The organism is Kocuria sp. NPDC057446, assembly GCF_042802875.1.
Lineage (GTDB): Bacteria > Actinomycetota > Actinomycetes > Actinomycetales > Micrococcaceae > Kocuria.
Genome location: NZ_JBHVDI010000023.1, coordinates 23,014 through 33,682, shown reverse-complemented (window position 1 = coordinate 33,682; position 10,669 = coordinate 23,014). Strand labels below are relative to the sequence as shown.

11 protein-coding genes and 2 pseudogenes are annotated in these 10,669 nt (G+C 72.5%); 4 read left to right on the top strand and 9 right to left on the bottom strand.

Translation table 11 applies throughout. The features are described 5' to 3' along the window. From ACFU0Y_RS04955 to ACFU0Y_RS04930, 6 genes and pseudogenes are all read right to left on the bottom strand, one after another. Nucleotides 1-770 (bottom strand): acyltransferase family protein (locus ACFU0Y_RS04955; RefSeq protein ID WP_380213334.1); only part of this gene is annotated, 770 nt, incomplete at its 3' end. 96 nt (nt 771-866) lie between these two features. Next, nucleotides 867-1,169, bottom strand: coding sequence for an STAS domain-containing protein (locus tag ACFU0Y_RS04950; RefSeq protein ID WP_380213333.1), 303 nt, complete (start codon nt 1,167-1,169; stop codon nt 867-869). Then, nucleotides 1,169-1,375: pseudogene (locus tag ACFU0Y_RS04945) on the bottom strand (SulP family inorganic anion transporter); the annotation flags it as partial. The pseudogene ACFU0Y_RS04945 and the gene ACFU0Y_RS04950, both read right to left, overlap by 1 nt. 484 nt (nt 1,376-1,859) lie before the next feature. Continuing rightward, on the bottom strand, nt 1,860-2,000 hold the full coding sequence (locus ACFU0Y_RS04940; RefSeq protein WP_380213336.1) for a hypothetical protein: 141 nt from the start codon (nt 1,998-2,000) through the stop codon (nt 1,860-1,862). A 101-nt stretch (nt 2,001-2,101) separates the two neighbouring features. Further along, nucleotides 2,102-2,200, bottom strand: a pseudogene (locus ACFU0Y_RS04935) (MerR family DNA-binding transcriptional regulator); the annotation flags it as partial. A 223-nt stretch (nt 2,201-2,423) separates the two neighbouring features. Next, nucleotides 2,424-4,055, bottom strand: coding sequence for a peptide chain release factor 3 (locus tag ACFU0Y_RS04930; protein ID WP_380213332.1), 1,632 nt, complete (start codon nt 4,053-4,055; stop codon nt 2,424-2,426). Between the two features lie 40 nt (nt 4,056-4,095). On the opposite strand from ACFU0Y_RS04930, the gene ACFU0Y_RS04925 reads away from it, so the two are divergent. Continuing rightward, entirely contained in the window at nt 4,096-4,458 is a 363-nt protein-coding gene (locus ACFU0Y_RS04925) for a cupredoxin domain-containing protein (RefSeq protein ID WP_380213331.1), read from the top strand. A gap of 27 nt (nt 4,459-4,485) precedes the next feature. Here ACFU0Y_RS04925 and ACFU0Y_RS04920 read toward each other — a convergent pair whose 3' ends face one another. The 3 genes from ACFU0Y_RS04920 to ACFU0Y_RS04910 all read right to left on the bottom strand — a co-directional run bounded on the left by ACFU0Y_RS04920 (nt 4,486) and on the right by ACFU0Y_RS04910 (nt 7,135). Continuing rightward, nucleotides 4,486-5,436: a hypothetical protein gene (locus ACFU0Y_RS04920; protein ID WP_380213330.1), complete on the bottom strand. Its 951-nt coding sequence runs from the start codon at nt 5,434-5,436 to the stop codon at nt 4,486-4,488. 70 nt (nt 5,437-5,506) lie between these two features. Continuing rightward, entirely contained in the window at nt 5,507-6,772 is a 1,266-nt protein-coding gene (locus ACFU0Y_RS04915) for an MFS transporter (RefSeq protein ID WP_380213329.1), read from the bottom strand. 3 nt (nt 6,773-6,775) lie between these two features. Then, nucleotides 6,776-7,135, bottom strand: coding sequence for a universal stress protein (locus ACFU0Y_RS04910; RefSeq protein ID WP_380213328.1), 360 nt, complete (start codon nt 7,133-7,135; stop codon nt 6,776-6,778). A gap of 272 nt (nt 7,136-7,407) precedes the next feature. On the opposite strand from ACFU0Y_RS04910, the gene ACFU0Y_RS04905 reads away from it, so the two are divergent. Genes ACFU0Y_RS04905 through ACFU0Y_RS04895 form a run of 3 tightly spaced genes read left to right on the top strand, consistent with a single transcriptional unit; the run spans nt 7,408 to nt 10,510 of the window. Then, a complete protein-coding gene (locus ACFU0Y_RS04905) occupies nt 7,408-8,430 on the top strand; it encodes a tripartite tricarboxylate transporter substrate binding protein (protein ID WP_380213327.1) in 1,023 nt (340 codons plus the stop codon). Then, on the top strand, nt 8,427-9,002 hold the full coding sequence (locus ACFU0Y_RS04900) for a tripartite tricarboxylate transporter TctB family protein (RefSeq protein WP_380213326.1): 576 nt from the start codon (nt 8,427-8,429) through the stop codon (nt 9,000-9,002). The genes ACFU0Y_RS04905 and ACFU0Y_RS04900 overlap by 4 nt, the downstream gene beginning before the upstream one ends. 2 nt (nt 9,003-9,004) lie before the next feature. Further along, a complete protein-coding gene (locus ACFU0Y_RS04895; protein ID WP_380213325.1) occupies nt 9,005-10,510 on the top strand; it encodes a tripartite tricarboxylate transporter permease in 1,506 nt (501 codons plus the stop codon). Nucleotides 10,511-10,669 lie beyond the last annotated feature (159 nt).

Genomic DNA, 10,669 nt, shown 5'->3' with positions numbered 1-10,669 from the left:
ACCCCGGCCGGGCGGGCCGGCGCGGCCGGCCCGCGGCGGGGCGCTTCGGCGGGGCGGGGGGCGGCGGTGAGGGCCAGGGCCGCGAGCGAGCCCAGGGCGAACTCCCACAAGCGGGTCAGGGTGCTGAAGTAGGCCGCCTCGGGCGCGGCCGCGGTGGCCGCCACCGACCAGGCCAGGGACCCGGCGAACACCGCACCGAACACGCCCCAGGAGACCGGCCGGAACCGGACGCCCGCCCATCGGGCCACCCCGGCCGCTCCGGCGAGCAGCAGCGGCCACACCAGGAACACCTGGCCCTGCACCGACAGCGACCACATGTGCTGCAACGGTGTGGTCGCGGCGGTGTTGCCGGCGTAGTAGTCCACCGCCTGGGCCGCCAGCACCCAGTTCACCGTGTAGGACAGCGACCCCCAGGCCTGGGTCAGCAGCTCCCCCCACCGGCTGGGCGGGAACAGGGCCAGCACCGCCGCGAGCACCGCCAGCAGCAGCACCGCCACCGGGCCGATGAGCCGGGCGAAGGTCCGGACCCAGTAGGCGGGCACCGCCAGCGGGCGGCCGTGCTCGATGCGGCGCAGGAAGGACCCGGTGAGCAGGAACGCCGAGAGCACGAAGAACACGTCCACCCCGCCGGAGACCTTCTCGGTCCACACGTGGAAGGCCACCACCAGCAGCACCGCCACCCCGCGCAGACCCTGCAGATCCGTGCGGTGCTGGGTGCGGGGAGCACCGGCGGTCGGTGTCGTGGTGGCGGTCGGTGTCGGGTGCGTCATGGGAGACGGTGCCTGTCCGGGTCGGTGGCGGGCGGAGGACTGCGGAACCGGTGCCGGGCCGCCCCTCCAGGATGTCCGACGCCGGCTCCGTTGCTCCTAGTGCCCACCGTTGTCGAGCGGGCCGCCCAGGCGCACGCGCATCCGGGGGCTGGCCAGGTTGAGTCCCACGATCTCCACGTCCTTGCCGTAGTGGGCGTACTCGTCGGTCACGGAGTCCAGGGCCGCCACCGTGGAGGCGTCCCAGAGGTGGGAGTCGTCGAAGTCGATGACCACGTGCCGGGGGTCGCCAGCGTAGTCGAACATCGTGTAGAGGTCGTGGGAGGAGTCGAAGAACAGCTCACCGATGATGGTGTACGTGGCGATCCGCTCCCCGAAGTGCTCCTCGACGGTGCGCTCCACGCGAACAGACCCACCTGCGGGTCCACGCCGGCGATCAGGGAGAAGGCGATGGCCCCCGGGATCAGCGCCAGGGCCACCACGAGACCGGCCAGGACCTCGGTCCTGAGCCGGCGCGGGGACTTCGGGGTGCCCAGCACGGACTGACGCTGCTCGGCGGTCAGCTCGACGTGGCCGGGAGCCCGCTGGTCCTCCTCCGCCGTGGACATGATGGGCAAGGATCCGGTCCTCGGTTCCTTCCCGGTGCCAGTGCCGGCCACAGGGGTCCTCCAGTGCTTCTTGCGGGTACGAGGGCGCCCTCGATGATGTCGTCGGTGCTGAGACGAGGGGGCGCTCCGTCACGCCGGCAGGAGGGCCGCGACCGGGCCGTCCCGAACGCCCCGGCACGTCGGCCCCCTCGAAACTGCACCCTAACGTCACGGTAGGGCTTCGGGAGTTCGGGGGAGATGCCGCACCGTCAGGCACCGCCGACGACGGGGCGATCACGACCAGGAGAACCACCGGCTCGATGCCGAAGATCCGGGCCGTGGCAGGGCAGGCTGACCGGCATCCGGGACCTGCTCGAGCGTGGGGCCGCGACCGAGGCTGCCGCCACGGCCCTGGGCGACGACATCAGTGCCCTGGGGTCGGTGCCACTGGCCGTGTTCGCGCTCCTGCGCCACGCCGAGGCCCCGGCAGCGGCGATCCGCTCCGTCACCGGCCGAGCCGCTGCTCCAGCATCGCGATGAAGTCGCCGGCCTGGGCGAGCTTCCTGGCCAGCTCGTCCCGCTCCGGGCCGGCCTGGGCGAGGTGCTCGGCCACCCGCTGGGCAGGGGGCTGCTCCTCGGCCGGCAGCTCCAGCAGCTCGGCCGTCTCCTCCAGGGAGAACCCCAGGGCTTCATCTGCCGGATGCGGCCCAGTCGCTCCACGTCGTGGTCGCCGTAGACGCGGAACCCGCCCTCGGTGCGCGAGGCCGGGAGCAGGCCCACCTCGTCGTCGTGGCGGATGGTGCGCTGGGACAGCCCGGTCCGCTCGGCGAGCTCGCCGATCTGCATCGTGTCCCCCGGGTGCGCCGCGACATGGATGGAGCTCCTCCGGCTGGGTGACCGCCGATCCTCCGCACGGGGGAAGGGTCTCCCCCGTGCCCGGACGGCCCTGAGGGTACGCCGGGGGACCCGCTCAGGCGTCGACGACGACCGTCACGGGCGGGGCCTGCCGGCAGGCGCGCCCGAGGTAGCGGGAGGCGGCCTCGGCGGTGTCCGGCCGCGCCAGGGGTGCTCAGTCGAGGGCTCCGCCGATGGGCTCCAGAGCGACCTCGGGGGCGTGGGTGGCCACTCGGCCCAGCTTCCACTTGTCGGCGAACACCGCGATCGGCTCGCCGTCGGCCCGCCGCAGCACCTCGGTGCCGGGGATGCGGTTGAGGACGTCGGGATCCGGGGCGATCACCCGCCGGGCCAGGGAGTAGGGCAGGGACTCCAGCCGGACCTGCGCGCCGAACTCCCGGTCCATGCGGTCGGCCACGACCTCGAACTGCATCGGCCCCACCGCGGCCAGCACCGGGGCCTGGTCCCCCCGGGCCTCGGAGCGCAGCACCTGGATGACGCCTTCGTGCTCGAGCTGGACGATCCCGCGGCGGAACTGCTTGGCCCGCCCGGCGTCCACCGCCCGGGCCACCTGGAAGTGCTCGGGGGAGAAGTGCGGGATGGGCGGGAAGACCACCGGGGTGCCCACATAGACGCTGTCCCCGGCCCGCAGTGCCGAGGCGTTGACGAGTCCCACCACGTCCCCGGGATAGGCGGTCTCGATGGTCTCCCGGTCGCGGCCGAACACGTGGTGGGCGTACTTGGTGGCGAAGGGCTTTCCGGTGGCCGCGTGGGTGAGCACCATTCCGCGGTGGAAGACCCCGGAGCAGACCCGCAGGAACGCCACGTGGTCCCGGTGGGCCCGGTCCATACCGGCCTGGAGCTTGAACACGAACCCGGAGAACGGCGCCTCCACCGGCCGCAGGGCGCCGCCGGCGTCCACCCGGGCGCCGGCCGGGGGTGCGAGGTCGACCAGGACGTCGAGCAGGGTGGCCACTCCGAAGTTCAGGGCGGCGGCGGCGAAGAGCACCGGGGTGGCCTCTGCGGCGAGGAACGCTCCGGCGTCGAACGCCCCGTTGCCCTCGGCCACCAGTTCGGCCGTCTCGAGGGCCTCCGTCCAGGCCGCGCCCTCGAGCACGGCCGCCTGTTCGGGACCGAAGACCTCCGTCTCGGCGACGGCGGCGCCGGAGGCCACCCGCCGGTACCGGGTGTAGGTGCCGGTGCGGGGGTCCAGGGTGCCCCGGAAGTCCCCGGACAGCCCCACCGGCCAGGTCAGCGGCACCGGCACCCGCCCGGTGCGCTGCTGGACCTCGTCGATGAGCTCCAGGGCGTCCTTGCCCGGGCGGTCCCACTTGTTGATGACCGTGATCACCGGCAGGCCCCGCCGGCGGCAGACGTCGAAGAGCTTCAGGGTCTGGGTCTCCAGGCCCTTGGCCGCGTCGATGAGCATCACCGCGCAGTCCACCGCGGCCAGCACCCGGTAGGTGTCCTCGGAGAAGTCGGCGTGGCCGGGGGTGTCGAGCAGGTTGACCACGGTGTCCCGGTACGTGAACTGCAGGGCGGCAGAGCTGATCGAGATCCCCCTCTCCTGCTCCATGTGCAACCAGTCCGAGACGGTCGCCCTCCGGCTGGCCTTGCCGTGGGTGGCACCGGCCTCGGCGATGACGTGGGCGTGCAGGGCCAGGGCCTCCGTCAGCGTCGACTTGCCCGCGTCCGGGTGCGAGATCACCGCGAACGTCCGCCGCCGGGAGGCCTCTGCCGCAACGTCCTCCGGGGTCGGCCCGTCGAGATCGCTCGAGGGAGTGCGTGCTGATTGCTGTGCGGCCATGCCGAGAACTCTACTTTGACGTGAGAGTGAAGTTTTCGGCATGACGTCTTCTCCCCCGCGCTCCTCTGCCCGGAGGGACCCAGCACCGTTCTCGCCGGAGGCCCCGGCATCGACGGCCCCGGCCGCCTCGGCCGACACCGGTTCCGCGGCGGCGCAGGAGCCGGTGATCACGGTCGAGGACTTCGCCTACGAGCTGCCCGCCTCGGTGGCCCCCGGAGCCACCGTCACCGTGGTCGACGAGGGCGAGGCCACCCCCACGGTCACCGCCCAGGACACCGGGAACTCCGACGCCGTGGTGGCCGGTGGCGGGACCACGACCTTCACGGCTCCCGACGCGCCGGGCGAGTACCCCATCACCTGCAGCTACCACCCGGAGATGTCCGGGACGCTGGTCGTCGACTAGATCGGCCGTCCCTGCGTGACGCGGACATCAGTCCCCGCTCAACGGTCCCCCGGGAGGCGGCCGGCGCCCAGGACCAGACCGCGACCGGAGTGCGGCGCGGGCCACGACCCGCTCCAGCGGGCCCCGGCCGAAGGAGCGGTGCCAGGCCACCGCGAACAGCGCCGCGACCGCCACGTGGATGAGGAACCACAGCCGCGACACCTCGTAGTGGAGCATGGCGGCCAGGGCCAGCAGGTGCGCCGAGTACAGCGTGAGGGTCATGGTCCCCATGGCGCTGAGCGGCAGCAGCCAGGCACCGGCCCGGCGTGCCACGAGGAGGAGCAGGCCCAGGACGGCCGCACCGGCTCCGAGGTCCTGCAGGATCGCCACCGGGGTGTTGGTGTGCGGGCCGGGGATCAGCAGCCACCACCAGGAGGTGCCGGGCAGCACCGGGTCCGGGCCCCAGACGATGATCTCGTCGATCCCGGCCTCGCCCCGCCACGGGGTGGCGCTCATGAGCCGGTCGTAGCCCCCGGACTGCAGGACCAGGACCCAGTACACCAGCCGCGCCCCCACCGCCAGGGCGAGCCCCGCCGCCAGCAGCCGCCCCTGGACCCGCACGGCCCGCAGGTTCAGCCGGCCGATCGCCAGGCCGGCGAGCAGGTAGGCCAGGTAGGGGACCGCGGGATAGGTGCCGGTGAACAGCACCTGGGCCAGGACGGTCCCCGGCTCGGCGAGCACGTCGGCGAGGGTCGGGTTGTGCACCTCGATCGCGGGCAGCACCCCGCGGAGCGCCTGCATCAGCACCGGCCCCGCCACGGCGGCCGCGGCGGCGAGGCCGAGCAGCACCCGCACCGGCAGGTGCAGGAAGGGGATCGCCAGCAGGAAGAACACGCCGTAGTAGACGAGGCTGTCGTACGCGGGCGGGTCCCCCGGCATGACCCGGTTGATCAGCAGCCCCAGCGCGGTGATCAGCACGGCCCGGACGAGCAGTCCCACCCGGTCGGCGGTCAGCGCCCGCCCCGGTGCGGGGTGCGCCCGCCGGAGGAGAAGGCCAGGCTCACCCCGGTCAGCGCCGCAGCGTCTTCTCCAGCCCGCTGGCCAGCAGCACCGCGCACGTGAACCAGATCGCCCCGGCCGGGCCGAGCGGCGCGGCCACGAGACCGGCAAGCAGGGGCATGGCCACCTGGCCCGCCCGGTTGCCGACCAGGCGCACGGCGAGCGCCGAGCCCCGCCACGTGGCGGGCACCGCGGTGGACACCAGCGTCATGGTGATCGGCTGCCCCAGACCCAGGCAGAAGCCGCCCACGAACAGGAGCACCGCGGCGAGCCACGGCACCGTGATGACCGCCGGCGGGACGGCGAGCGCGCACGCGGCGCCGTAGAGGCTGACCAGCAGGAGGGCCCGCCGGGACATCCGCCGGGCCAGCCAGGGCAGCAGCACGCGGGAGACGATCGAGGCGCCGCCGCGCACGGCCAGCAGGACGCCGATCCACGCCGGGGAGACCCCGGCCCGCTCCCCCACCAGCGGCAGGAAGGCCGTCAGGATGTCGAGCATCGCCAGCAGGGCCAGGGACGCCAGCATGTGGGACGGGACGCCGGGGACCCGCAGGATGCGCAGCATCGACGCCCGCGGCGCCGTTGCCGGGACCGCCTCGAGCTCACCGGTGACGGGGACGGCCTGCTGCGCGGCGGCGGCGTCGTCGTTCCGGGCGGTTCCGCGCGCGGAACCGGCCCCCCGCGGGCGCAGGAGCATGACGGGCACCACGAGGAGCGAGAGCCCGGCCCCGATCCACAGGGACAGCGTGATGTCGGCGACCCGTTCGGGCGAGGCGACGTCGCTGCCCGAGCCCAGGAGCACGCCGACCAGCAGCGGCCCCACGAGCTGCCCGGCGGAGAAGGCCGCGGTGAACCAGCCGAAGCCCTTGTCCAGCTGGTCCGGCGGGGAGAAGCGGGCGACCGCCGACTGGCCGGCGATGGTGAAGACCAGGTGCCCCATGCCCAGCAGGGCGCTCGCCACGGCGACGAGCGCCACGCTGGGCGCCAGGGCCAGCGCTCCCGCGCCGAGGGCCAGGACCAGGGCGCCGACGACCACCATCGTCCGCAGGTCCCGCACCCGGTCGGTCATCCGGCCCAGCCACATGGCGGTGGCCAGCGGCACCACGGCGTAGGCGGCCGTGACCAGGCCGACCGTCACGGAGTCGGCGTCCAGGGACAGCAGCTTGTAGGTGGTGACCGGGCGCACCAGGTTCAGGGCGGTCTGCGTGAGCAGGGCCCCGGCCACCAGGAACCACAGCCACGCCCCGGACCGGGGGCGCGGAGCGCTGGAGGCCACGCCTCAGGAGCGCCGGGGCTTGACCGCGATCACGGGGGCGTTGGCCTCGAGCAGGATCTGCTGGGCCGCGCTGCCCAGCAGCAGCTTGCCCACGGGGCTGCGGTGCTTCACGCCGATCACCACGGCGGAGGCGCTGACCTCCTCCGCGGCGTCGAGGAGCTCGCCCACGGCGTCCCGGTTGCGGGTGTCGGGGGTGCGGAAGGTGACGGGCACGCCGTTGAGCTCACCGGTCTCGGGGTCGAGCTGGGCGCCGCTGAGGTTGAAGACCAGCAGGTCCTCCTGGCGGCGTCCGGCCTCCTCGACCGCGGCCGCGAGCGCGGCCTCGCCCTCGGGGGTGCTGGTTCGGGCAACGACGACGGTCATGGGAGCCTCCGCGGTGGGATGGGACAGGGGACATCGAGTGGCGGGCCATCGATGCGTGGGGAAACGGCGTACAAAACGAGGTCCACCCTACGGCGGAACCTGTGAGGAGCGTCTCTTCCGGCGTGAGCAGAATGCGCAGAACCAGCACAACGATCACTACGCACGAAAGGCGGATCAACGGCCGTCACGTGACCCGCATCACTTACCGTCGTCAGGAGAGGCTCGGACCGAGCCATGCACCCGCACCCTCCGACCCAGGAAAGTGGATCCCCGTGAGCTCACCACCAGATCAGACCCAGCAGGGCACGCGGCGCCGCCACCCGGTCGCCATGACGGTCTACGGCGTCGTCGCCGCCGCAGTGATCGGCCTGGCCTCGTTCCTGTCGATCCAGTCCGCGAGCGGCGGCTCGGACCTGCGCGCCAACATGACCCTCATCGCCCCGGCCGGTGCCGGTGGCGGCTGGGACACGTTCGTGCGGGAGCAGCAGCAGGCGATGCGCACCAACAACATCGTCAACAACGCTCAGGTGGTCAACATCCCGGGCGCCGGCGGCACCATCGGCCTGGGCCAGCTGACCACCATGGAGGGGCAGGCGAGCACCATCATGTCCACCGGAACGGTCATGCTGGGCGGTGTCGCGCTCAACGACTCCCCGGTGGGCCTCGACGATGTCCGGCCGATCGCCCGCATGGCGGAGGAGTACGACGCGCTCGTCGTGCCCGCCGACTCCCCGTACGACACCCTCGACGACCTGGTCGAGGCCTGGAAGAAGGACCCCAAGGCCTTCCCGTTCACCGGCGGCTCGGCCGGATCCATCGACCACCTCATCATCGCCGACCTGGCGCTGAAGGCCGGCATCGACCCCGCGGACATCACCTACATCCCGAAGACCTCCGGCGGCGAGGCGATCCAGACGATCTCCTCCGGCACCGCCCAGGCGGCCACCTCGGGCTACGGCGAGTTCGCCGACCAAGTCGAGGCCGGACGCTTGAAGATCCTGGGGATCGCCGCTCCCGAGCGGCTCGAGGGCGTCGACGCCCCGACCTTCAAGGAGCAGGGCTACGACGTCGAGCTCACGAACTGGCGCGGCATGGTGGCGCCCCCCGGCATCACCGACGAGGAGTTCGCCGAGCTGCAGGCCATCATCGCCGAGACGGTGGAGACCCCGGAGTGGCGCGACGCCCTCGAGCGCAACCAGTGGCAGGACGTCTACCTGACCGGCCCCGAGTTCGAGGCGTTCATCGAGGAAGACCGGGCCGAGATCGAGGCCCTCATCGAGGAGTTGGACCTGTGAGCACATCGTTTCCCACGCCCCCGTCCGCCGAGGTCGCGGACGACGGCCACGGCGGCACCCCCGTCGGCCGTGACGTGCCGCCTCGCGGAGGACGGATGCACGGGCGCAGCGGGCTGGTCGTGCCGCTGCTGCTGGCGGCCTTCAGCACCTACCTGCTGATCGGCATCCTCACCATGCAGGTGCCCGAGGGCACCGACTTCCCCGGCCCGAAGTTCTTCCCCGGCATCCTCATGGTCGCCGGCTACCTCCTGGCCGCCCTGCTGGTGCTGCACTACCTGCGCTCCCCCGAGCACCCCGAGGAGCTCTCGCGGAGCACCTACCGGACGCACTCGGACTGGTCCGCGGTGATCTGGTCGGTGGCCGGGTTCCTGGTCTTCGCCCTCACCATCGAGTTCCTAGGCTGGATCCTCGCCGCCGCCGTGCTCTTCTGGGCCGTGGCGCGCGGCTTCGGCAGCCGCAGAGCCCTGTTCGACATCTCGCTCGCCCTGGTCCTCTCCAGCGCGATCTACCTGGCATTCTCTGCCGGCCTGGGCCTGAACCTCCCGTCCGGCCTCCTGGGAGGCGGTTTCTGATCATGGAAGCACTCGAACTGCTCGCCGGCGGCTTCGCCGGGGCGCTGACCCCGATGAACCTGCTGTGGGTGCTCATCGGCTGCCTCCTGGGCACCGCCGTGGGCGTGCTGCCCGGCCTGGGCTCCTCCATGGCGGTGGCCCTGCTGCTGCCCATGACCTTCGCCCTGGACCCCACCGCCGCCTTCATCATGTTCGCCGGCGTCTACTTCGGCGGCATGTTCGGCGACTCGACCATGGCCATCCTGATGAACACTCCAGGACAGGCCTCCGCGATCGCCTCCACCTTCGAGGGCCACAAGATGGCCAAGGACGGCCGCGCCCCCCAGGCGCTGGCCACCGCGGCGATCGGCGCCTTCATCGGCGGCATGGTCGCGGCCTGCCTGGTCGTCTTCCTCGCCCCGGCGCTGGCGGACTTCTCCGCGAACTTCGGCCCGGCGGAGTTCTTTGCCCTGGCGATCTTCGCCTTCATCGCCACCTCCTCGGTGGTCTCCGACTCCGCGGTCAAGGGACTGGCCGCCCTCGTGCTGGGGCTGGGCTTCGCCACCGTGGGCATCGACTCCATCTCCGGCACCGAGCGCTTCAGCTTCGGCGTCCCGCAGATGTTCGACGGCATCTCCCTGATCACCGTGACCGTGGCCATCCTGGCCCTGGGCGAGGTGTTCTTCGTGGCCTCCCGGATCCGCCGCGACCCCGCCGCCATGCAGATCTCGGCCGCGGGCCGGCCCTTCCTCTCCCGCGCCGAGATCAAGGAGGCCGCCCCGGCCTGGGCCCGCGGCACCGCGATCGGCCTGCCCTTCGGCGTCATCCCCGCCGGCGGTGCGGAGATCCCCACCTTCATCTCCTACGACGTCGAACGCCGCATCGACCGCCGCCGCCCCAGCCCCATGTTCGGCAAGGGCGCGATCCGCGGCCTGGCCGCCCCCGAGGCCGCCGGCAACGCCACCACCGGCACCGCCATGGGCGCGCTGCTGGCACTGGGCCTGCCCGTCTCGGCCACCGCGGCGATCATGCTCGCCGCGTTCCAGCAGTACGGTCTGCAGCCGGGGCCCCTGCTGTTCGACCGCGCCCCGGACCTGGTGTGGGCGCTGCTGGCCAGCTTCTTCATCGCGATGATCGTGCTGCTGATCATCAACCTGCCCTTCGCCCAGTACTGGGCCAAGCTGCTGCTGATCCCGAAGCCCTACCTCTACGCCGGGATCACCGTGTTCTGCGGGCTCGGTGTCTACGCCACCTCGGGGGCGGTCTTCGACCTGCTCCTGCTGCTGGGCATCGCCCTCGTCGGTTTCACGATGCGCCGCCACGGCGTGCCCCTGGCCCCGCTGATGATCGGGATGGTGCTCGGCCCGCTGGCCGAGACCAGCATGCGCGACGCCCTCCTGTCCTCCAACGGCGACTACTCGATCTTCGTGACCGGGCCCATCCCGCTGGTGCTCTACGGCCTGCTGTTCATCGTGCTGGCGCTGACCGTCCGCTCCAAGATCGTCAACCGCGCCCGCCAGGACGTGTAGTCCCCCGGCCCCGCCGCACCCCGCACCCCGCCCCGGAACGTCCCGGGGCGGGGTGCGGCGGTTAAACACAGACGTTACGGAGGAGAAACCGCCGCGCCGCACCCCGCGGACATGCTTTACCTGTCAGATGACAGGAACTCCGCTCGGCGGAGCCCAGGC